The 22,695-nt window shown below is 50.4% G+C and carries 20 protein-coding genes and 1 riboswitch; of the genes, 7 read left to right on the top strand and 13 right to left on the bottom strand.

Going from position 1 to position 22,695, the window contains the following annotated elements:
* Positions 1–109: 109 nt before the first annotated feature.
* The gene (locus ACOBQJ_RS05900; RefSeq protein ID WP_421070804.1) at positions 110–379 is read left to right on the top strand and encodes an SLATT domain-containing protein; all 270 of its coding nucleotides are present in this window, start codon (positions 110–112) and stop codon (positions 377–379) included.
* 25 nt (positions 380–404) lie between these two features.
* Positions 405–653 carry a hypothetical protein gene (locus tag ACOBQJ_RS05895; RefSeq protein WP_421070803.1) on the top strand — a complete coding sequence of 83 codons (249 nt, stop codon included), beginning with the start codon at positions 405–407 and terminating at the stop codon, positions 651–653.
* Positions 654–694: 41 nt separating this feature from the next.
* Here ACOBQJ_RS05895 and ACOBQJ_RS05890 read toward each other — a convergent pair whose 3' ends face one another.
* Both ACOBQJ_RS05890 and ACOBQJ_RS05885 read right to left on the bottom strand, forming a co-directional pair.
* A complete protein-coding gene (locus tag ACOBQJ_RS05890) occupies positions 695–1,915 on the bottom strand; it encodes an ATP-binding protein (protein ID WP_421070802.1) in 1,221 nt (406 codons plus the stop codon).
* 103 nt (positions 1,916–2,018) lie between these two features.
* Positions 2,019–5,066, bottom strand: coding sequence for a chemotaxis protein CheB (locus ACOBQJ_RS05885; RefSeq protein ID WP_421070801.1), 3,048 nt, complete (start codon positions 5,064–5,066; stop codon positions 2,019–2,021).
* Positions 5,067–5,615: 549 nt separating this feature from the next.
* On the opposite strand from ACOBQJ_RS05885, the gene acs reads away from it, so the two are divergent.
* Together acs and ACOBQJ_RS05875 are read left to right on the top strand one after the other, a co-directional pair.
* Positions 5,616–7,718: an acetate--CoA ligase alpha subunit gene (gene acs / locus ACOBQJ_RS05880; protein ID WP_421070800.1), complete on the top strand. Its 2,103-nt coding sequence runs from the start codon at positions 5,616–5,618 to the stop codon at positions 7,716–7,718.
* Positions 7,719–7,728: 10 nt separating this feature from the next.
* A complete protein-coding gene (locus tag ACOBQJ_RS05875; RefSeq protein ID WP_421070799.1) occupies positions 7,729–8,781 on the top strand; it encodes a phosphotransacetylase family protein in 1,053 nt (350 codons plus the stop codon).
* 5 nt (positions 8,782–8,786) lie between these two features.
* Here ACOBQJ_RS05875 and ACOBQJ_RS05870 read toward each other — a convergent pair whose 3' ends face one another.
* The 3 genes from ACOBQJ_RS05870 to rsmD are packed head-to-tail and all read right to left on the bottom strand — an operon-like array spanning position 8,787 to position 10,317.
* Complete coding sequence (locus ACOBQJ_RS05870) at positions 8,787–9,233, bottom strand: ATPase (RefSeq protein ID WP_421070798.1); 447 nt, start codon at positions 9,231–9,233, stop codon at positions 8,787–8,789.
* A gap of 24 nt (positions 9,234–9,257) precedes the next feature.
* Complete coding sequence (gene coaD, locus ACOBQJ_RS05865; RefSeq protein ID WP_421070797.1) at positions 9,258–9,740, bottom strand: pantetheine-phosphate adenylyltransferase; 483 nt, start codon at positions 9,738–9,740, stop codon at positions 9,258–9,260.
* 1 nt (position 9,741) lies between these two features.
* A complete protein-coding gene (rsmD, locus tag ACOBQJ_RS05860; protein ID WP_421070796.1) occupies positions 9,742–10,317 on the bottom strand; it encodes a 16S rRNA (guanine(966)-N(2))-methyltransferase RsmD in 576 nt (191 codons plus the stop codon).
* A 155-nt stretch (positions 10,318–10,472) separates the two neighbouring features.
* On the opposite strand from rsmD, the gene gpr reads away from it, so the two are divergent.
* Entirely contained in the window at positions 10,473–11,456 is a 984-nt protein-coding gene (gene gpr / locus ACOBQJ_RS05855) for a GPR endopeptidase (protein ID WP_421070795.1), read from the top strand.
* A 586-nt stretch (positions 11,457–12,042) separates the two neighbouring features.
* Here gpr and recG read toward each other — a convergent pair.
* Positions 12,043–14,109, bottom strand: a complete 2,067-nt coding sequence (gene recG, locus ACOBQJ_RS05850; protein ID WP_421070794.1) for an ATP-dependent DNA helicase RecG — start codon at positions 14,107–14,109, stop codon at positions 12,043–12,045.
* Positions 14,110–14,223: 114 nt separating this feature from the next.
* On the opposite strand from recG, the gene rpmB reads away from it, so the two are divergent.
* A complete protein-coding gene (gene rpmB / locus ACOBQJ_RS05845; RefSeq protein WP_421070793.1) occupies positions 14,224–14,415 on the top strand; it encodes a 50S ribosomal protein L28 in 192 nt (63 codons plus the stop codon).
* Between the two features lie 70 nt (positions 14,416–14,485).
* Here the strand turns inward: rpmB and ribE are convergent, their stop codons facing one another.
* The 5 genes from ribE to ACOBQJ_RS05820 form a co-directional block, all read right to left on the bottom strand.
* Positions 14,486–14,965: a 6,7-dimethyl-8-ribityllumazine synthase gene (gene ribE, locus ACOBQJ_RS05840; RefSeq protein WP_421070792.1), complete on the bottom strand. Its 480-nt coding sequence runs from the start codon at positions 14,963–14,965 to the stop codon at positions 14,486–14,488.
* Positions 14,966–15,022: 57 nt separating this feature from the next.
* Complete coding sequence (locus ACOBQJ_RS05835) at positions 15,023–16,231, bottom strand: bifunctional 3,4-dihydroxy-2-butanone-4-phosphate synthase/GTP cyclohydrolase II (RefSeq protein ID WP_421070791.1); 1,209 nt, start codon at positions 16,229–16,231, stop codon at positions 15,023–15,025.
* Between the two features lie 21 nt (positions 16,232–16,252).
* The gene (locus ACOBQJ_RS05830) at positions 16,253–16,903 is read right to left on the bottom strand and encodes a riboflavin synthase (RefSeq protein ID WP_421070790.1); all 651 of its coding nucleotides are present in this window, start codon (positions 16,901–16,903) and stop codon (positions 16,253–16,255) included.
* Between the two features lie 41 nt (positions 16,904–16,944).
* On the bottom strand, positions 16,945–18,042 hold the full coding sequence (gene ribD, locus ACOBQJ_RS05825; RefSeq protein WP_421070789.1) for a bifunctional diaminohydroxyphosphoribosylaminopyrimidine deaminase/5-amino-6-(5-phosphoribosylamino)uracil reductase RibD: 1,098 nt from the start codon (positions 18,040–18,042) through the stop codon (positions 16,945–16,947).
* A 162-nt stretch (positions 18,043–18,204) separates the two neighbouring features.
* A riboswitch (FMN riboswitch) is annotated at positions 18,205–18,343 on the bottom strand.
* Positions 18,344–18,436: 93 nt separating this feature from the next.
* A complete protein-coding gene (locus ACOBQJ_RS05820; RefSeq protein WP_421070788.1) occupies positions 18,437–18,850 on the bottom strand; it encodes a GntR family transcriptional regulator in 414 nt (137 codons plus the stop codon).
* Between the two features lie 174 nt (positions 18,851–19,024).
* Between ACOBQJ_RS05820 and ACOBQJ_RS05815 the strand changes: the two genes are divergently transcribed.
* Positions 19,025–21,400 carry a beta-propeller domain-containing protein gene (locus ACOBQJ_RS05815; protein ID WP_421070787.1) on the top strand — a complete coding sequence of 792 codons (2,376 nt, stop codon included), beginning with the start codon at positions 19,025–19,027 and terminating at the stop codon, positions 21,398–21,400.
* A gap of 409 nt (positions 21,401–21,809) precedes the next feature.
* Here ACOBQJ_RS05815 and ACOBQJ_RS05810 read toward each other — a convergent pair whose 3' ends face one another.
* Both ACOBQJ_RS05810 and ACOBQJ_RS05805 read right to left on the bottom strand, forming a co-directional pair.
* Positions 21,810–22,292 (bottom strand): DsrE/DsrF/DrsH-like family protein, encoded by a 483-nt coding sequence (locus ACOBQJ_RS05810; RefSeq protein ID WP_421070786.1) that lies wholly within the window; start codon positions 22,290–22,292, stop codon positions 21,810–21,812.
* Between the two features lie 177 nt (positions 22,293–22,469).
* Positions 22,470–22,694: a sulfurtransferase TusA family protein gene (locus tag ACOBQJ_RS05805; RefSeq protein WP_421070785.1), complete on the bottom strand. Its 225-nt coding sequence runs from the start codon at positions 22,692–22,694 to the stop codon at positions 22,470–22,472.
* Between the last annotated feature and the right edge of the window lies 1 nt (position 22,695).

Below are 22,695 nucleotides of genomic sequence, written 5' to 3'. Positions count from 1 at the left end.
AGATTCAACTTCTTTAATCAGGAGTTAATATTACCGCGATCCTATTTGTGTCATTATATTCATTTATGCATACAAATATATAAATAAATTAATGTCAGGTCATTATAGAATGGAAAATGTAAAAAAAGAAATTATCAAAGAAGCTGAAAGAATAAGAATTGATTGTGTTTATAAGGTTAATGTACATTTTAAAATTGCAGCTTTTTGGTCAAAACTTAAATTCTTTTTAGAGATCCCAATTACAGTACTTGCAGCCATAACCAGCGGCCTGGCGTTGTCCAACTATCATGAAGTTGCCGGGTATTTTGCTCTTATAGTATCTATCCTTTCAGCAATAACAACTTTTTTGGAACCTACTGAAAAAAAATGCACATTTTAATTCATCGAACAGCTATACAACCCTTGTGAGCAATATAAATATTTTTTGCAAAGTAGATTGTGCCATCGAGACTTCAAAATCCTTGCTGTTAATTAGATTAAAAGAATACGAAATTCAACGTGACGAACTGAACCAAAACAGCCCTTTCATCCCTTTTTGGGCACAAAAAAAAGCAGAAAAATGCTTTAAAGAGATTAATTTGAAAAATCATGTATATGAAATCAACTTGGAAGAAACCGATATGCAAACCTTAAAGGATGAAGGTAAGGAATAAGCTGCCCGGCGATAAAATGATTACCTATTAAGGGAAGGATTTTATAACTGCTCTTTTAAATTTTTAAACTTAATAAAAAAGGTCGTGCCAGAGGAACCGGTTTCTATATTAATTAAGGCGTTATGCCTGGCGGCGATACTGTAACAAACCGCCAAACCCAAACCTGTCCCCTGTTCTTTGGTAGTGAAAAAAGGAGTGCCTATTTTTTCAAGCACACCGGGTTCAATCCCGCCGCCTTGATCCTGCACTGATAAAACTACCTCCTGGCCGTCCATGAGCGTTCTTACAGTTAGAATCCCTCCGGGCGACATTGCCTCCAGACCGTTGCGGACGAGGTTTAAAACAAGCTGGCGGACTTCTTTTTCATCCAGGAATAATCCGGGAATTTCCTCCAGCTGCAAATCTATATTTTTATCCAGTACCATCGCGTCGGCCTGGATTAATGGGAACAAGTTTTCTAATATTTTATTAAGGTTATGCATTTTTAAATCTACAATCTTGTTTTTTGCCAAATTGAGGAACTCAGTAATTATAGAATTCGCCCTGTCCAGTTCCTCGATCATGAGGTCAAAGCTGCCTTTAAATTGAGTGAAAGCTTCTTTATCCCTGTACAGCTGCAGAAAACCACGCACGGTAGTCATTGGGTTTCTGACCTCATGCCCGATACCGGCGGCCATTTCCCCCACTAAGTTCAACCGGTCCAGGCGGGCCAGTTCTCTTTCATACAGCTTGCGTTCGGAAATATCAGTGATAACAGTCTTGTAGCAATTAGCGCTGTCACCGGCGCTTTTTTGCGGGATGCTCAGGAGCTGCACCTGGACCGGCGGGCCATTTCCGGTTGTGAGGCTTAATTCTGTGATCACTTTTTCACCATTCTGCCTGCAGTGGTACATATGGTGCAGAAACATCTTCATATCGCTCTGAACTACTAAAACAGACATCGGAGTACCAATTAATTGAATCCGTTCCAGGCCAAGCAAAGATGCGCAGGTTAAGTTAATCTCCAGTATGCAGCCTTTTTGATCAAGAGTTACATACCCTACCGGGGCAAAGTCGTAAAGAGCGGCATAGCGGTTCCGGGATTCTTCCAAGTCTTCCAGGGTTTCCTGCAGCGACTGGCATTTCGCCTCCAGGTCAAGTTGTTTTGTTTCCAATGCATCTTTAAGGTGCTGGACTTTACCCTTATAAGAAACCTTAATAGATTGAAGAGACCTGCCGGACTTGCTCATCCCCTGCCTGGCGCTCTTTTCTGACTGCGCCAAAAATATCGCCTCCTTATTGCTACATATCTACCTGGAGCCGGCAGGTCATCCGTCGTGTTCCGTGAAGCAATTCATCCGCCGGAGATTATGCTTAAATTTTCTGTTACCTCATATGCTCATTCTTGTCTTCGATGGCCATCAGAATTAATTTCGTCTGGTTGTCCACGCTGACAACCCGGCGGGCATTAACCAGCATCTTCTTGTGGCCGATGTTCGGGAATTCATGATCGACGTTAAAATCTTCAAACATCATATTATTTGGGAGTATTTCCTCCAAAAGGACCCGTAATTCGGGTATATTCCACTGTCCATTGCCAAGATCAAAAATGCTTCTGTCCAATGTGTCCTCGGGTGTTACCATGAAGCTCTGATAGAAAGCCTTATTCGCCGATTTTATATGCAAACCGGCATCCAGGACCAGGAGAGGTTCCCGCACGGTCTCCACAATCGCTTCCGCGTAGGCACGGGCTTCCTGGGATAACACAAGGCTTTTTTTGATTATACTAATATCGACAAATGTAATAACAACGCCGTCTATTTTATTTTCCAAGGTTCTGTAGGGGCGGATTTGCACGGAATACCAGCAGCCGTGCCTGTCCTGCACTTCCTGCTCTTTGCTGATAAGGGTGTCGTTTACTTCCAGGATCGCCTGCTCCAATTCAAAATTGTTGAATTTTGTATTGATATCGGTAATAGGCCGGCCGACATCAGTAGCAATCAGGTTCAATGCTTTTTCCGCTGAGTGGTTGAAAAGCCGGATATTTAAATTGCTGCCAAGCATAATAACCGGAATATTAACGCTGCGAAACAGGTTCTGCAGGTCACTGCTGATTCTGCCCAATTCAAGGTTACGGTTTTGTACTTCATCATTTAAGGTCATCAATTCTTCATTAGAAGATTGAAGCTCTTCCTTTGAGGTTTCCAGTTCTTCATTCATGCTTTGCAGCTCTTCATTGCTGGATTGGATTTCTTCGTTAGCGGCCCTGAGCGCCTCATTTGTTAATTCATACTGTTCAACAGCTGATTTAAGGTATTCTTTTGTGGCGGCAAGCTCATGTTCCAATCCGATTAACTGGTTATCTTCATCACACACTTCCGCCTGTCGCAATTTCACCGCTGCGCTGCCTGTTTTCTCCCTTGACGTCAGGTCATGCGGGACTGTTTTCTCAAATAATATCAGAAAGTGTTTTTCTTTGGTGCGCGGCTCCCCGAAAGGGATCACATCAACATTGACACGATCGGAACGCCCGTTATAAACAACCCGCAAACCTTCCTTTCTTACCGGGACATTCTCCTTCTTGGCCTGGTTAATAGCGCTGTGCAGCCCAAGCGACAGACCGTCCCGAGCCATTTTTAAAATGTTCAGGCTCGGCGTTCCCGACGCGGGTTCGAGATAAGGTCCGGTACGCCCGCGGAATTGAATGATTTCCAGATCACTGTTAACAATAACACCGGCCGGGGCATATTGGCTCAGGACAATGCGGTTTGCTTCTTCCAGCACGTTAAACTTAAGATCAGCGTCCGGGCTGATCCGGCTGACCTTCTCGCGTTGTTCTACCGCAGCCGCCATATATTCGCCGGCTGCCAGCTCGGATATTATAGGAGTCTGCACGGCTTTTTTTGAAAAAATCTTGTGCTTTTTGTCCTCCAGGTTAAAAAGGTTGGCATAAACGCCAACTGACTCCGAAGACCCCAGAAAAAGAAAACCATTTTGCCGCAGGGCATAATGGAAAACCGGAAAGAGTTTCTTTTGCATAGCCTGCCCGAAATAAATGATCACATTCCGGCAGCTGATCAGGTCCAACCGGGAGAAAGGGGGGTCCTTGACCATGTCCTGCCTGGCGAAAACGCACATGTCCCGGACAGTCTTACTGATCCGGTAGCCTTTATCAACTATGGTAAAGAAGCGGCGAAGACGCTCAGGCGCTACGTCAGCCTTAATGCTTGCCGGGTATATGCCTGACCGCGCTTTCTCAATGAGCGTTTCATTAGTATCCGTGGCAAATATCTGTATTGGAGTATTGACAGCGTCATCCCCCAAAAACTCAATCAATAAAATTGCTATTGAATAGGCTTCTTCGCCGGTTGAGCACCCTGGCACCCACACCCTGACAGGATCACCTGGCTGCCTGGTTTTCACGACAACCGGGAAAACCCGGCTTTTTAAAGTCTCAAATGCTTCGGGATCGCGGAAAAAGTTTGTTACATTTATCAGCAGGTCCTGGTACAGTTCCTCGACTTCCGCCGGGTTTTCCCGCAGGCAATCTACATATTCGTCCAGCTTTTCTATCCTGTGCAGGACCATGCGCCGCAAGATACGGCGCTTAATAGTCAGTTCTCTGTACAATGAGAAATCGGTGCCGCAGGCTTTGCGCAGTATGGTAAATATTTGCTTGAGTTCAATGGCGCCGTCAGAAAACAACTTGCCGGTTTCTGCGTTTACAGCTTCGAAGGCGCTGGAACAAGCTATTTTTACCAGCTCGCCAGCGATATCCTCCGAGGTTAAGATAAAGTCAACAACTCCGGCAGCAACGGCATTGAGCGGCATGCCATCAAACCTGGCTGTTTGTGGTTTCTGGGCAAAGGTGATGCCACCGGCGTTTTTGATCTCTTTCAATCCCCTGGAGCCGTCTGTGGCAGTTCCCGATAAAATTACCCCTATGGCCTTACCGCCTTGATCTTTTGCCAGAGATTCCAGGAAAAAGTCAACCGGCATATACTGTCTTGCAATATCTTCCCGGGGCACAAGGCTTAAGATCCCTTGAGAAACAGACATGGCCTTGCCGGGTGGAATGATATAGACACAGTTTGGTTTCAGTACTGTTTTATCTTCAACCTCACTGACCGGCATAGAAGTGCTCCTGGAAAGAATTTCGCTCAATATGCTCTTGTGGCTGGGGTCAAGGTGCTGGACAAGCACAAAGGCCATACCGGTGTCATTGGGCAAATTTTCAAGAAGCTGCGTAAAAGCCTCCAAACCACCGGCGGAGGCCCCGATACCGACAATCGCGCCAGGTTCATTTCCTGACCGTTCATCACCGGTGAGCCCTCCGGCGACGGCATCCTCGCAGGTGCTGTCTTCAGGTAACTCCTGCTGCTCGCCTTCCTGTGCAATCTTGTTTTCATGTCCTGACTTTATCTCCGTCAACATCTCACCCCATCTTTTTAGTAACGTCATTGCGGTATCAAAAAATAAAAATCGGATTGAATGTATATTTGCTCCAGCCTGGGAGACAGTTAACTTCAATTCCGAAAGCCATTACAAGTACCATTACCAGGAATGGCATTGTATATAAATTTCGAAAAGTTTATACAATTGATTGATGTATTAGACAGACATCGGCAGATTACCTTTAGAGAATTTATCGAAATTTGTCAAAGAAAAGTTTTTTTAAAAAACGCTCACTAAGAGGAATAATTCTTAGGAGTACTCCTCTTTACATAATTAAACGTTATCGAAATCATGCTCGAACACGAATAACTCATTTTTTTTTATGCATTTGTCCGGTGTTTAGCGGTTGGCTTATCGTTAAAATGAGTCCTCCCTTATGGGCACAAGAGAACCATCGCCTTTATTCCAGCAGATCTTTTTCCGGCCTGCCATCCCTTGATCTGCCAGGTGAAATGTTTTCACATACTCATATATTTTTCTGTTTATGTCCATCATAATAAAAGATTACGAATAAGTAGGTGGAATAATTTGAGCGAACTGGCCGGTCTGTTCAGCCCTAAGTCAGCAGCAATAATCGGCGCCTCAAAATCACCCGGCAAGATTGGCAACGTAATTATAAAAAATATGATCAGCAGCGGCTATAAAGGGAAAGTCTTTCCTGTCAACCCAAAGGAGCCTGAAATAGAAGGGCTGAGGTGTTACCCCTCCGTGGATAAGATACCGGAGCCGGTGGAAATGGCGGTTTTGTCGGTCCCGGCGGCCAAGTCCATGGAAATTGCCGAAGTTTGCGGCAAACAGGGGGTTAAATACCTGGTGGTGATTACCGCCGGTTTTAAGGAAACCGGCAAAGAAGGACTCGAACTGGAGCGAAAGCTGTTGGAAATATGCCGCAGGTATAATATGAAGATGCTCGGGCCCAACTGCGTGGGCCTTATGGACACCCACGCGCCTATCAACGCCTCGTTTGCCGCTGGGTTTCCCCTAAAAGGAGAAATCGCCTTTATTTCCCAGAGCGGCGCCATGGTACTGTCGATACTTGACTGGAGCTACCGGGCGGGGCTGGGCTTCAGCAAGTTTATCAGCCTTGGCAACAAAGCCGACCTGACCGAGGCCCACTTTATTGAAGACGCTGCCGAAGATCCGAACACAAAAGTAATATTATGCTATATAGAGGATGTTGAGAACGGGCCTCACTTTCTTGATGTGGCCAGAAAGGCAAGCAGGAAAAAGCCGGTTATTATTTTAAAATCAGGGACAAGCCAGGCAGGGGCGCAGGCCGCCTCATCCCATACCGGCGCCCTGGCCGGCAGCGACCTGGCCTATGAAACGGCCTTCCGCCAGAGCGGCGTGATCAGGGCCAGGAACATGCCTGAACTATTCGACCTGGCTGTAGCTTTCGCCAACCAGCCCATACCGGGGGGAGACAGGGTCGCCGTGATCACCAACTCCGGCGGGCCGGGCATTGTGGCAACAGATAATATCGAAGAAAAGAAATTGAAAATGGCCAGGTTTACGAAGGAAACAATAGAAGCGCTGCGCAGCTACCTGCCGGCCGAGTCGAATATCTACAACCCTGTCGACGTGCTGGGGGACGCCAAAGCCGACCGTTTCCACTACGCCCTGAAAACTGTGCTGGCCGACCCGGGCGTGGACAGCGCGGTTGTGCTGGTCTGCCCGGCCGCGGTCACTGAGCCGGTGGAAACGGCCAGGGCCATGGCCCAAATGAGAAAAGAGTTCCCCGGCACGCCGCTTTTCGCGGCTTTAATGGGTGGCACAAGGCTGGAAGAGGGAGAAAAGGTATTATCCGAGTCCAACATCCCCTGCTTCACTTTCCCCGAGCCCGCCATAACAAGCATCAGCGGTATGGTGAGCTACGGCCGGATCAAAGGATTGCCGGCTGAAATTAAGCCGCTGTCTTTTAATAATATTGATTTAAAAACGGTTAAAGCAACACTGTACGACGTCAAAAAAGACAACCGCCTGGTCCTGCTCGGCAGTGAGGCCGCGGAAATAATCTCGGCTTACGGCATATCCGCCGCACCGACTGTCCTCGCGTCCAGCCCGGATGAAGCGGCGGCGCAGGCAGACCGGCTCGGCTACCCTGTCGTGCTGAAAATCGCCTCTCCCAAAATCATGCACAAGACCGATGTGGGCGGAGTAAAAATCGGGCTGGATTCGCGTGAAAAAGTAAGCCGTGGTTTTATGGAGATTATGGACAACGTCCACCGCTACCTGCCCAACGTGGCGGTATACGGTGTGGAAGTGCAAAAAATGATGCCCAGGGGCGTGGAGCTAATCATAGGCATGACCAGGGACATCCAGTTTGGCCCACTGATCGCCTTTGGGTTGGGCGGCATTTATGTAAACCTTTTAAAAGACGTATCCTTCAGGCTGGTAAACGGCCTGACGGAAAGCGAAATCAACAGCATGATCGCGGAAACAAAGGCCTATACCCTGCTCAGGGGCTACCGGGGGGAAAAACCCGCCGACATTGAATCGGTTCTCAAAATAATCGGGCGGGTGGCGAAACTGGCCGGCGACTTCCCGGAGATAAATGAAATCGATATAAATCCTGTTTTCGCCTATAACCAGGGGGCAAGCGCCCTGGATGTCAAAATAACGATATCGTGAGGTGCTTAATTTGAAAAACATATATATCCTGGGCACGCCCAACAGCGGCAAGACCAGTGTCGGCCTGGGCCTGGCCTTAAAATTACGCCAGGAAGGCTACCGGGTGGCATATTTCAAACCCGTGGGCAGCTACACCGGCGCTAATTTCCGGGAAGATGAAGACGCTCTCCTGATGAAAGAGGTCTTGCAGATGGAACAGCCTCTTGAGAATATTGTGCCTTATATAGCGGGTCCGTCCTACCTTTCCAGCCACAGCAATCCCTGCGAATCATTAAGAAACATCCGGAAGGCTTACGAAAGTATCGCTTCCGGCAGCGACCTCGTAATTATAGGCGGCGCCGGTTTCCCCCACATCATGGGCTGCCTGGGGCTTGACGCCTCCAGCCTGGCCCTGGAACTGCAGGCAGTGCCGCTTTATATTATCAGAATTGACAATGATTACAGCCTGGACCAGGCAATTTTTATCAACAGCTACATGGCATGTAAAGGCGCTCCCGTTTTAGGCAATATTTTCAACAATGTACCCCGCTCCCTGCTGGCCAAGACCGAGGGTATATACAAGCCGGTCCTGCAGGAGCGCGGGCAGCAAATACTGGGGATCATCCCCGGCATGCCGGAGATAACGTCCCCCACGGTAAAAGAATATTATGAAGTTTTAGGTGGTGAAGTACTTGCCGGCGAAGAAAAAATGGACAGGATAGTGGAAGACATAGTAATCGGGGCGATGACAGCTGAAAGCGCGCTGAGCTACCTGCGGCGGGCCGCCAATAAGGGTGTGATTACAGGCGGAGACCGTTCCGAAGTGGCGCTGGCCGCACTGGAGACTAACACCTCAGCGCTTATTTTAACCGGCGGCCTTTATCCGGACGTAAAAGTAATAGCCCGTGCGGAGGAAAAGGGCATACCACTTATTCTTGTACATTACGATACTTACACGACAATAGAAAAGATGTCGGCTGTAAGCAGAAGGATAACCGCCGGTGATGAGAAGGCAATAAAAACGGCAGTTGAAAACACGGAAAAACACGTTGAGTGGCAAAATATATTAAAAGCGCTGCAGTAAGATCGCTACTTCATTGTTTTGAGTTCGGAGCGGCCCTGCTCGATCTGGCTTAATATTTTGCCCAGGCTTTCCTGCAGGTTTACCAGGATATCGTCGGCATAGCCTTTGGCCCCCTCGCGTATTTCCACGGCGATGCCCTCGGCCTTGGCCAGAATTTCTTCAGCGTTCATCTTGGCCTGGCGGACTACCTCGCTGTCGTCAGCCTTTCTTTCAACCTGCTTCTGGGCGTCATCCATTATACGCATGGCCTCTTTTTGCGAATCGTTCAGTACTTTTTCCCGCTCCTGGATAATCCACTTGGCCTGGCGCACTTCCTCAGGCATAGTTGTCCTGATGCGGTCCAAAAGATCAAGCAGGCGGTCTTCTTCTACCATCACTTTTTTAGTAAAAGGTATTTTACCGCTGTTTTCAATCAGTTCTTCCAGTTCGTTCAGGGCGTTCAGCAAATCCACTTTATTATATATACCTCCCCAGATTTATTTTTCTCTCATTTTTTCTTTCAGCCTCTGTTCCACCAGCGGCGGCACCAGGGCGCGCACCGAACCTCCAAAAGAGGCTATCTCCTTTACCGTCGTGGAACTTATGAAAGAATATTCCGCTCTGGTCATTAAAAATACTGTTTCCAGGTGGCAAGCCAGTTTTTTATTTGTAAGCGCCATCCGGAACTCATTCTCAAAGTCCGAAATTACCCGCAGCCCCCGTACAATTGCCTTAGCCTTATGCTCAATGGCATAATGTACAGTCAAACCGTTAAATAAGTCAACTTCCACGTTGGGATAGGGCATGAGGACTTCTTTTAGCATTTCAACCCGTTCCTCGGGGCTGAAAAGCGGGTTCTTGGTCGGGTTTACGGAGACTGCCACAATTAACTTGGAAAACAATAAAGAAGCCCTTCCGATAATATCCAGGTGTCCCAGGGTAACCGGATCAAAACTGCCTGGATATACTGCTGTTCGCAAACTAGTCTCCCTCCCCGGCTGAAGCCATATAACGGTAAAAAGAAAGCACCGTGTCACCATACTTTTCCTGGCGAATAATTTCCAGGCCCCCGGCATCCGGGGGTAAATGCTGGTTCTTACTGCTTTCTACAATAACCCTCCCGTCGGGCTTCAGCAGCCTGTGCCGCGCTATGGCGGCCAGAGTTTTTATTTCATAATCTTTAAGGTACGGCGGATCAAGAAAAATTATATCAAATGCTTGATTTTCAAGGCCCAGTCCAGACAAAACAGCCGCGACTTCCCCACGGATAAGCCTCGCTTTATCTTCCAAACCGGTTAGATGCAGGTTTTCTTTTATTACCAGCAGGTTCTTATAGTTATTCTCAACAAAAACCGCGCTAGCGGCGCCGCGGCTTAAAGCTTCTATGCCGATGTTCCCGCTTCCTGCAAAGAGGTCCAGAAAACTGCAGTCCGGCACACTGTTTCCCAGGATATTAAAAAGCGCCTCTTTAACCCTGTCTGATGTTGGTCTAACTCCCATTCCCGGAGGAGTTTTAAGCTTACGCTTCTTTGCCGAACCGGAAATGACGCGCAGCATAAAAATCCCTTCCTTTAATCTGATATTATAGCATAATTAAACAGGAAAATCGATTTATTTCAGCAATTTGAGATCATCAACGCTTTTTTTTACTGCATAATGGACTCTTAAAAGGTTACCCTAAATGCAGTTGAATTAAAATGGAGGTTTGCATATTGAATATTGATTTTTACAGCAATAACAATATTAGTGTTGACCTGGCCATTGAAGCCCACGATATTGTGCGAGGGCAGCTTGGAACAGAAATTCCCGGTGCTGTTGTCGACCGGCAAAAATATGCCAACTCGACCGTGACCACCGTCAAGGTTGTGGAACAGCAGGCGGCACAGATGATGGGCAAACCCGTTGGGACATATATTACTATTGAAGCTCCCGCCCTACGGGACAACAACCGGGTTGCCCAAAAAGAAGTGGCTGAAGTGCTGGCCAAAGAGCTGACATCGCTTTTCAACCTGCCTGAAAACGCCAATGTCCTCATCGTCGGCCTGGGCAACTGGCAGGCTACCCCGGATTCCCTGGGACCAAAAGTGGTGGACCAGACTATAGTAACACGGCACCTGTACAGGTACGCACCGGAGGAATTAAAGAGCGGCATGCGCTCGGTGAGCGCCTTGGCGCCGGGCGTGCTGGGCATAACCGGTATCGAATCGGCTGAAATAATAAAAGGCGTGGTGGAAAAAGTCCAACCGGAATTGATTATTGCCATTGACGCTCTCGCCGCGGGCAGCGTCGACCGGATCGGGACCACCATCCAGATTGCGGACACCGGTGTCAGCCCCGGTTCAGGCATTGGAAACAAGCGTACCGGGATCAACAGGGAGACAATGGGGGTACTGACCATTGCCATCGGAGTCCCCACCGTGGTAAACGCAGCTGTAATCGCGCAGGTCACGATGGAGCATTTCCTGGAAAAACTTCAGACAAACCCGATGCTCAATCAGGTCCAGCAGAGCATCATGCCGGACTATACCCAGGGAATTATAAATGATATCCTGAGCCCCTTCGGCGGAGCCCTGATGGTCACACCCAAGGAAGTCGACCAACTGATCCTGGACACGTCCAAAGTAGTCGCCGGCGGCATATCCATGGCGCTCCACCCTTCCATCAACGCGGAAGAATACAGCATGTACCTGAATTAACAAAACAAATTGACAGGATTAACAGGATTTAAAACAGATTAACAGGATTTTAAAGGTGTCATGGGAGCGTGTCCAGGGGACGGTTTTCGTGACACGATTGCGAGTTTTACATCCAGAAAGAAAAATCGTGTCAGGAGAACTGTCCTCTTGACACGGTCCACGAAATAAGTAACCTCGTAGGTATTTTTACTTAAAAACCAGGTGGTAACGGGTACCAAGTTAAAAAAAAACTGCAAGCGGTGTCGTTTAACCTGCTTGCGTTTTAAAAAATTTTGGAGGTGAAGTGGCAATTTATTAAAACCCAATAACTTCTGCAAAAATGTGTGGAACTTGTGGCAAATACATGGTCTAACAAACAAATATGATATATTTCAAGAATATTTAACTCTTATTGTTTAATCACCCCCATTATTTTGTTATATATAGTATAAATCAAAATAAAATATAAATACCAGTGAAATGTTTCTTTAAAATCCATGATAAATTTAAACAAGAACAGCGTCTTAATTGTAATTTTAAATAAAGGAGCAAGAGGACCGTCCCCTTGTCTGTTTCTATAATGAAACTCCCTGCCCGTAAAGGTTTTCTAAGCCTCTATATAATTACCGCTGCCGAACCTGGCGTGCATCTCTTCCAGCAGGGCCCTGCTTTCAGCGCTTTTGAAATACGGGTCCTTTTGCACAAAAGCCTGCGCCTCTTCCCTGGCTGCCTCCAGTGCCTTCCAGTCGCGCAGCAGATCGGCGATTTTGAACTCGGGCAGACCGGACTGGCGGGTGCCGTGAAATTCGCCCGGTCCCCGCAGGCGCAGGTCCTCCTCCGCCAGGGCGAAACCGTCCGAGGTCTGGGTCATAGCCTTCAGGCGGGCGCGGCCCTCGTCAGTCTTGGGATTGGCGATGAGGACGCAGTACGACTGGTAGCCGCCGCGCCCGACCCTGCCCCGCAGCTGGTGCAGCTGGGCCAGCCCGAAACGTTCCGCGTCCATAATCAGCATCACCGTGGCATTGGGAATATCTACCCCGACCTCGATCACCGTGGTGGAAACCAGCACTTTTATTTCACCTTCACGAAACAGTGACATTATTTCCTCTTTTTCATCCGACTTCATCCTGCCGTGCAGCAGCCCGACCTTAAAGTCTTTAAACTCGCTTGAAGCCAAGTCTGCCGCCAGGTCGACGGATGCTTTAAGATCAACCTTTTCAGACTCCTCCACCAGCGGGCAGACGATATAGGCCTGCCGTCCCTGGTTTACCTGTTGCCTGATCAGGCTTAAGGCTTTGTGCAGCGCTCCGGGCAGGGCGGCGTAGGTTCTTACCGGAGTCCTGCCCGGCGGCAGCTCGCCGATGATGGATATATCCAGGTCCCCGTACAGGGTCAGGGCCAGCGTGCGCGGGATCGGTGTAGCTGTCATGACCAGGGTGTCCGGGAGATCTCCCTTGCGGCCCAGGGTCGCTCTCTGGCGGACCCCGAAGCGGTGCTGCTCGTCGACGATCACCAGCCCCAGCTTCTGAAAATTAACGTCCTCCTGGATCAAGGCGTGGGTACCCACCAGCAGTTTCAGTTCTCCGTCGGCAAGCCTTTCTAAAAGCCGTTCTCTCTCTTTCTTCCTGGCCCCACCGGTCAACAGACCCATTTCAACGCCAATCGCGGCCAGGTCCCTCTTCATCCCCAGGTAATGCTGTTCGGCCAGGATTTCCGTCGGTGCCATCAGGACTCCCTGCAGACCGCTCTCCACGGCCCTGATCATGGTCATGGCGGATACCACTGTTTTACCGGCGCCGACGTCACCCTGGAGCAGGCGGTGCATGGGCCTGGGAGAATCAAGGTCCCGGGATATTTCTTCCCAGGCCTTGAGCTGGCCCCGGGTCAGCTGAAAAGGCAGGTTTTCCTTATATAAACGCAGCAGGTCCCCCTCAGGCTGGTAGCGGTGCGCTTTTTCGCTGCCGGATATGTCCCTTTTTCTTACAGCCAGGACCAGCTGGAAAAGAAACAGCTCTTCAAAGATAAACCTTTTTCTCGCCGCCCCCGCTTCCTTTTCATGGTCGGGAAAATGGGCCTGGGACAGAGCTTTTGCCAACCGCGGCAAATTGTATTTTTTTGTTATTTCTTCGGGCAGAAATTCAAGAGCCTGGTTATTTAACCCCTCCAGGGCGGTTTTTACCATAACCCGCAGCTGGCGCTGGTTCAGCTGTTCGGTCAGGGGGTAAACGGGTACCAGGCGTCCCGCGCTCAGGCTGTCGCTGCCGTCGTCCAGATCATAGTCTTCCACCGTCACCTGGATGGCTCCGAAACTCTTGTCTACCTTGCCGGTTACATAAATCATTTTCCCCGGCGCGAGGCTTTTTTTTATAAAAGGCTGGTTAAACCAAACAGCATAAAAAATGCCAAACCCGTCGTGTACAGCCAGTTTGGTTATCGTCAGTCCCCGTCTCGGTTTTAAATCCTGCGCCGCCAGGACCTTCCCGCGCACCGTGGCGGTCTCGCCGTGGGCGCAGGCCCCGGCCGGGCTCAGCCGGGTGCGGTCTTCATAGCGCCTGGGGAAGTGATATAACAGGTCTTTAACTGTAAATATGCCGATCCGCTGCAGGGTCGCCGCCCGGCGCGGGCCCACTGTTTTTACGCTCTGAACCGGTTTCATTAAAAAATCTTTATTCATGGAATCCTCAAATTAATATTGTCCGCGTAAATTTTGCATTTACCGGCAAATCAGCCCTTGCGGCAAATAATGTTTTTTGATAGAATGTATAAGTGGTTTAAAGGAGGTGTATACATGGCTAGAAGTTGCATAGTTTGCGGCAAGGGCATCGTAGTCGGGATCAAACTGAGTCACTCGCACATCCGCACCAAAAGGACATGGGCTCCAAACCTGCAGCGTGTAAAAGCTGTCATTGACGGCTCCCCGAAAAAGGTGCTGGTATGCACCAGGTGTCTCAGGAGCGGCAAAGTCCAGCGCGCAATATAAATATAATGTTTTAAAAAAAGCGGCGGTTAAGCCGCTTTTTTAATTTTACCGGCCTGTATTTAAGACAGCTTTATTGTTTTTCCCCGTCTATATCCCGCATCAGGTTGGCCATCTCGATGGCGGTGACAGCCGCGTCCCAGCCCTTGTTGCCGGCTTTTGTCCCGGCCCGCTCGATAGCCTGTTCAATAGTGTCGGCGGTAATTACACCGAATATGGTGGGAGTGCCGCTATCCAGGCCAACTTTAGCCACGCCCTTGGCCACCTCGCCGGCGACATAGTCGAAGTGAGGAGTGGCGCCCCTGATCACCGCGCCCAGGCAGATTACCGCGTCGTACCTGTTCTTCGAAACCAGCTTGCGGGCTGTCATCGGTATTTCAAACGCCCCGGGCACCCAGGCCACTTCTATATCCTGGTCCTGCACCCCGTGCCGGTTCAAGGCATCCAGCGCGCCGCTCAGCAGTTTGTTGGTGATGAATTCGTTAAATCTTCCGGCTACCAGCCCAAACCTCAGCCCCTGTCCCAAAAGGTGTCCTTCGTACAATCTTGGCATATATTATCCCCTTTCCATTGTATATTCCCTACTCTGAAAACTAAATGCTACTGGATTTTAACGGTCAGCGGCGATGTTCAGCATGTGTCCGAGTTTTTCCTGCTTGGTGGAAAGATAAAACCGGTTGCAGGTGCCTGGCCGGATAACAATAGGGACCCTTTCCACAACCTCGAGGCCATGGCCCTCCAGGCCGGCTATCTTGCGCGGGTTGTTGGTTATCAGCTTTATCTTCTTAAGGCCCAGGTCGGACAGGATCTGGGCTCCCATGCCGTAGTCCCTCAGGTCGGCGGGGAAACCAAGGGCCAGGTTGGCCTCAACCGTGTCTTTACCCTGGTCCTGCAGGTTGTAGGCCCTTATTTTATTTAAAAGCCCGATGCCCCTTCCCTCCTGCCGCATATACAGGAGCACCCCGGCGCCTTCCTCCGCGATCATCTCCATGGCGCGGGCAAGCTGGTCGCCGCAGTCGCAGCGGATGGAACCGAAAACATCGCCGGTCAGGCACTCCGAGTGCACCCGTACCAGCGGCGCCTCGACTTTTTCCAGGTCGCCCATAACCAGGGCGATATGTCCCTTGCCGTCCAGAATGCTTTCATAAGCTACGGCAGTAAACTCTCCGTGCACCGTGGGCAGCTTGGCGTCATCGACCCGCCGCACCAGCTGTTCGGTACGGCGCCTGTACTGGATCAGGTCGGCTATGGTAATGATTTTTAGATTATGAGTTTTAACGAACTCCATTAATTCGGGTACCCTAGCCATGGTCCCGTCTTCCTTCATGATTTCGCATATTACCCCTGCCGGGTAAAGGCCGGCCAGTTTAATCAGGTCGACGGAGGCCTCCGTGTGTCCCGCCCGGCGCAGCACCCCTCCGTCTTTGGCGCGCAGCGGGAATATATGCCCCGGCCGGCGCAAGTCCGCGGGCTTGGTGTCGGGGTCCAGGACAGCCTTGACAGTCATTGCCCTTTCAAAGGCGGAGATACCGGTCGTGCAGTCCTTGGCGTCAATTGAGACGGTAAAGGCGGTGGCATGGGGATCCGTATTGTTGGTAACCATTGCCGGCAGTTCGAGCTCATCAAGGCGCTTACCCGTGACGGGCATGCATATCAGCCCGCGGCCGTGGACGGCCATGAAGTTGATCGATTCAGGAGTCGCCATCTCGGCGGCCATGATCAGATCTCCCTCGTTTTCACGGTCCTCGTCGTCGACCGCGACAATGATCTTACCCTGTCTGATATCCTCTACAGCTTCTTCAATTGTGTTGAACTTCATCGTTATGCCCCCTAAATTTATTTAAAGAAAACCATGTTCCGCCAAAAAACTCATGTTTAATCTGGAGCCGCTCTCCCGGCTGCCGTGAAAGTCCATCATCCTTTCAATGTATTTCCCGATGATATCACCTTCAAGGTTCACGTTTGCCCCGGCCTTTTTAAAACCCAGCGTGGTTTCCCGCGCCGTATGAGGGATAAGGGATACCTGGAAAGTATCTTTGGCCAAGTCTACGACTGTCAGGCTGATCCCGTCTATGGCCACAGACCCTTTCTTAATAATGTAGCGCATCACCGCATCCGGCGCCTTTATGCTGACAAGGGTGGCTATATCGTGCTTTTCAAGGCGGGTTATGGCGCCGACCCCGTCGATATGGCCGCTGACAATATGTCCGCCCAGCCTGTCGCCGAGGCGCAGAGCCCGTTCCAGGTTCACCCTGTCCCCTGTTCTTAAATTGCCGAGATTGCTTTTATCCAGGGTCTCCGCCATGACGTCGGCGGTAAAATTATGGTCTCCGAATTGTACCGAGGTGAGGCAGACACCGTTCACCATGATGCTGTCACCCACCCTGCTCCCCTCGATAACCCTGGCCGCTTCAATCAAAAGCTGGGCCGAGTCGGCGCCGCGCCGCACGGCTTTAATGGACCCCAGTTCTTCAACAATGCCCGTAAACAAATTAATCCTCCTTATATTTAAACCTGTACAGGTAAATGGTTTCAATTTGAGTATTTTAAATACCCTTCCACCAGAATGTCCGGGCCCAGGCGGCTTACCTTAACCCGCTCCAGCACCGCGGCTTCTGAGGGGCTGTCCGCTCCCGGCCCACCCACCGGTCCGGGCGCGTCCCGGCCGCCGATTATTTTCGGCGCGATAAACCAGGCCACCTTGTCGACTATTTGCGAGGAGAAAGCTGAGCCGTGCACTGCCGCTCCTCCTTCGATCAAAACGGAGGTGATACCCCTTTCTCCCAAAAGCCTCATCAGTTCATCCAGGTCCACCTGCGGCCCTTCGTTAACAACCAGCACTTCAACACCGGTCCTGCGCAACGCCTCCACCCTTTCCGGAGGAGCCCCGGAGGTGGCGGCAATTACCGTGGAGGAACCAGACTGCTGGGTCAATACCATGGCGTTTAATGGAATACTGGCCCGGCTGTCCAGGATAATCCTGACCGGGTCACGCCCTCCTCCGCCCGGCAGGCGTGTCGTAAGGGAGGGGTCGTCAGCCAGCACCGTCCCGATGCCGACCATGATCGCGTCATACCAGTCTCTGAGCTGCCGGCCGTATGCGCGCGCTCCCTCGCCCGTGATCCATTTCGATTTACCGGAGCGGGTGGCGATCTTTCCGTCAAGGCTTACAGCCGCCTTGGCAACCACATAAGGCCGGCGGGTGGTGATATATTTAATAAAAACCTCGTTCAGTTCAAGCGCTTCTGCTTCCATCACACCAGAGGCAACCTCTATGCCGGCAGAGCTGAGCAGCCTCAGCCCTTCCCCGGCCACAAGCGGGTTGGGATCCGTCATTGCGGTTATGACTCTGGCCACACCGGCTTTTATAATCGCATCGGTGCATGGGCCGGTGCGGCCGTAGTGGCAGCACGGCTCCAGGGTCACATACAGCTCCGCCCCCCGGGCCGCTTCCCCCGCCTCATTTAAGGCGTGGATCTCGGCATGGGGTGTACCTGCCTTCAGGTGATAACCCCGGCCTATTACTTTCCCTTCTTTGACCACGACCGCGCCCACCATGGGGTTGGGGCTGGTCCGGCCTCTCGCCCTGGCTGCCAGTTCCAGGGCCAGCTTCATATAGCCTTTGTCCATAACAGCCTTCCCGCTCTAAAGCCTGCCTGACGGCTTCAGAAATTATCATTGAAGCCTATCCTAAAGTCATTAAATATAAAAACCCCGGGTACAAAACCCCAGGGTCCACAGAGCTAGAAAAAGACAACCAGCCTTAATAAAAAGTCCTTTTAAAAGGCCAACGCTCACCTTCTTCCATCCAGACTGTACTGTCGGCCCCGGCATCTAACCGGATCTGCCCGTATGGGCTCGCGGGCTCGGACTCAGGTAATCCTGAGGCCATACCGCCGGTAGGGAATTGCACCCGTCCCTGAAGGTTTCACTATTCAACTTGTCGCTTCAATATATAAAAATATTATATGACCCGCCATACTGTATGTCAATAGCTTGCCGGCCATGTCTCCAGGATACGTATTCAGATCTTATGCTTCGCTGAAAGCACGCTCAACACGTAATCCAGCAATTCCGAAGTCAGGTGCTCAATATCTGAATTAATTTTATTCCTCTCCTGCACCAGCTTGGCCAGGCGCTCCTGCATTTCTTTGATTACTTTATACTGGCTGGACTCAGCCAGGTACTCCTGGGCGGACTTCACCGAGTTGACAATCACGCCGGTTCCCGGCAGCACTTTTACCACACCCGACTCCTGTAAAAGCGACAGCGCCCGCCTGATAGTCTCCGGGGATACGTTATAAAGGCCGGCTAATGTGGATCTGCCCGATATCTTTTGTCCCTTGTGATATTCTCCGCTGGCTATTCTTTCCGCCAGGTCCATGGCAATGGTAATAAAACGGGCCATATGATAAGTGGATACACCATTATTCTCCATAGTATTTAAAACCTTTCGCCATATATATTTAACACTTGCATTTAATTATAAATATTTATCACATGAAAAAACAGGGTTTTTAGATAGAAAAATGAAATTATTCAATGGCAAAATGAACCAGCCTCAATATGCTGCCGTCTAACAAATAAATTAACAAGGATAGGGGTTTTGCAGATGAGGAAAATAGTTGTTCTCGGGATTATTTTATTTACCCTGGCCGGCTTTTTGATCAATTATTCCCGGGCCAGCGCGGAACCGGACCATTCCGCGATTTTCACCGCCGGTCAGAGGGCATACACTTCAGACGGCCTGGCTAAAGCCATGGATGCCCAAACTTTTATTGAAAACAACCGCGCTTATGTGCCCATGCGCTACCTTGCATTATCCCTGGGTATTTCCGACGAAAACATAGCCTGGAATTCCTCATCACAGTCGGTAACACTGGCCCAGGGCGATGTTACCGTCAGCGCTGCCATCGGCGGCAGCACCCTGTACGTAAACGGCCAGCCCTCAACAATGGACGTGGCGCCGGTGCTGAGAGACAGCCGTGCTTACCTGCCGGCCAGGTACATAGCGGAAGCCTTCGGCTACACCGTGGACTGGCACCAGGCAACCCAATCCGTCCTGATCGGGCCGCCAGGCGGCCTGCCGCAGCCGGCACAGGGCGAGGCCGCGTTTCTGCCGTCCGTCGGCTCTTATGAAAACCTGAAGGAGCTCCTTAAAAACAAGCAGGCCCAATATGAAGGAGAACTTGACTTCGTCACGGGAGCTGTGCCAGCGCAGTCAATGGCGCGCGAGGAATCGAAGGCCGCGCCTGGAGCGGCGCCCGGCGGCAGCAGCGACAATGACTACTCCAGGACCAACGTGCAGGTTGAGGGCGTGGACGAGGCTGACATAGTAAAAACCGACGGCAATTACATCTACCAGGTCAACAAGGAAAGAATAGTAATCGCCGAAGCTTACCCGCCCGAGGGAATGTCTGTTGTCAGCACCTTGAGCTACGCCGATAAAGCTTTCTCCCCGGCGGAAATATACGTCGACGGCACCTACCTGGTGGTTATAGGGCGCACCATTAATTATTATCCTCCATTATATAAAGTTGATACGCGCATCATGCCCGAAATGATGCCTCCGTACCACTACCAGGGAGAAAACATGAAAGCGATTATCTACAATATAGAAGATAAAGCAAATGTCAGGCAGGTGCGCGAGCTGGAGCTTAACGGCAGTTATGTTTCCTCCCGCAAAACGGGGGATTCCCTGTACCTGATCGCCAATAAAAATATATACTATTACCCCGGCAGGGAAATTGACGAACCCAAACCCATGTACCGTGACTCGGCGGCCGGCGGCGGCTTTGTTGAAATAGACTACCCCGACATCAAGTGTTTCCCCGATTTTGCGGAACCAAGCTACCTGATTGTCGCCGGTCTTAAACTTGACAGCCCGGGCGAAGCAGCTTCGGTTTCCAGCTACCTGGGTTCAGGCCAGAACATTTATGCTTCGACTGACAACCTGTACGTAGCTGTAACCAGCTATAACTACTATAGAGGGCCGGTCGTGCCGTTAAGAGAGGCTGAAATCTGGCCGTCTTACGACACCAGTAAAACAAAGGTATACAAGTTTGGCCTGGACGATGGACGCTTAACCTACAAGTCCAGCGGGGAGGTGCCGGGCTCCATCCTGAACCAGTTTTCCATGGACGAGCATAACGGTTATTTCAGGATTGCCACAACCCGCGGGGAAGTCTGGCGCACGGATGGAAATACCTCCAAAAACAATGTTTACGTACTGGACAGCAGCTTAAATATTACCGGCAAGATTGAAGGCATTGCGCCGGGAGAAAAAATCTATTCGGTACGTTTCATGGGAGACCGCGCCTACATGGTAACTTTCAAAAAAGTGGACCCGTTCTTCGTGCTGGACTTGCAGGACCCCCAGAACCCGGCCATACTGGGCAAACTGAAGATACCGGGCTACAGCGACTACCTGCACCCGTATGACGAAAACCATATCATCGGCTTCGGCAAAGACACCGTGGAGATGGGGGCAAAAGAGTGGGGCGGCGACAGCATGGCGTTTTACATGGGTATGAAAATGGCCGTATTTGATGTCAGCGACGTCAGCAACCCGGTTGAAATGTTCCGGGAAGTAATCGGCGACCGCGGGACTGACTCCGAGCTGCTGCACAACCACAAGGCGCTGCTGTTCTCCAAAGATAAAAACTTGCTGGCCTTCCCGGTCAGGGTCATGGAAGTGAGGAGCGGCACAGACAGCTACGGCCAGCCGTGGCCGGAATACGGCACCTTCTCCTTCCAGGGCGCTTATGTCTATAATATTGACCTGGAAAGCGGGTTCTCACTTAAAGGAAGGATCACGCACCTTGCAGGCGAAGATTACCTGAAGGCAGGCAACTACTGGTACGACAGTGAAAAAGACGTCCAGAGGATCCTTTACATCAACAATACTCTATATACTTTATCCCAGGGCATGATCAAGGCCAACAGCATGGGAGATTTGACGGAGCTGAACAAGCTCGAGATAAAATAAAGATAAGATACAAACCCTGCTCGTTGAGCTAAAGGCGCCTGCGATAATTACTCGCAGGCGCTTCATGTTGTAGACAAAGTCTCCATGGCGTTGAATCCGCTTGGCATTTGGGTCGTGCGACATTGGTCGTGAGTCGTGGGATATTTGAGTCGTAAGTCGTGTGTCGTGGTTTGAGCCGGGTATTCCTCTGTAGGGCGGGATTTACCCGCCAATAATGTGCGGCTGAAGCCGCACCTACACCTCTCACGTCACACATCTCATTTCTCAGACCCCAATGGAGCAGCTGGTTTCAACACCATGGACTATGTAAGTTAGTTTTCGACAGTCTGAGCGCCTGCGATGTAACGCAGGCGCCTTTCAATCTGAAGGGGAGTGTAGGGTCGGCTTCAGCCGACCAATGTGCTCCAATCTAGATGAACAAATTGACGTTGGCCTCGTCAGCCTCGCCCAGGTAGGTCGCCACTCCTGCGAACTCAACGCCGTCGACCAGTTCTTCTTCCTTGAAACCCATCACGTCCATGGACATGGTGCAGGCGATCATCTTAACTCCCAGCGACCGCGCAGTTTCGATCAGCTCCTGCATGGTGTTGACCTTCTTTTGCTTCATGATAGTCTTCATCATAAAGGCGCCCATGCCGCCAAAGTTCATTTTAGACAGGCCAAGCCTGCCCGCTCCCCGAGGCATCATCCAGACGAACAGGGCCTCTAAGAAGCTTTTTCTGGTCCTTACTTTTTCCGGTTTTCTCAATATGTTAAGGCCCCAGAAAGTAAAGAACATAGTTACCTCGTTGCCCATCGCGGCAGCGCCGTTCGCAATAATAAAGGATGCCATGGCTTTGTCCAGATCTCCGCTGAAGACTATAATTGTCTTTTTATTCGCATCCAAAGTCATCCCTCCCATTTTGGTCGTGGGTCGTGAGACGTGAGTCGTGAGTATATCCTGCATTCCTTCAAGGTCTTAATTTATAACCCCTTAATAATATCTTGCATTCTCACGTCTCATTTCCCACGACTCACGTCTCTTTGCATTCTCACGTCTCACTGCACGTCTCATTTCTCACGTCTTAAATCAGCCCTTTTTAATCCTGGCCTTGATCACACCGCCCTCGTCTTCCAGGGAAAGCAGCTCGTTTTTTGTCTTCTTGCACCAGGCGGCTATATCTTTTTTAAACCCATGGTCTGTTACTTCTATGCACAGGATATCGCCGCAGGCGCAGTTCTGGGCTTCTTTGAACAGCTGCACGATGGGGCCGGGGCACTGCATTCCCCTCGCGTTGATCATTTTTTCGGCCATT

This window comes from Pelotomaculum propionicicum, from assembly GCF_048984525.1.
In the GTDB taxonomy this organism is placed as follows: Bacteria; Bacillota; Desulfotomaculia; order Desulfotomaculales; family Pelotomaculaceae; genus Syntrophopropionicum; species Syntrophopropionicum propionicicum_A.
This window is presented reverse-complemented; position numbering and strand designations above follow the sequence as displayed.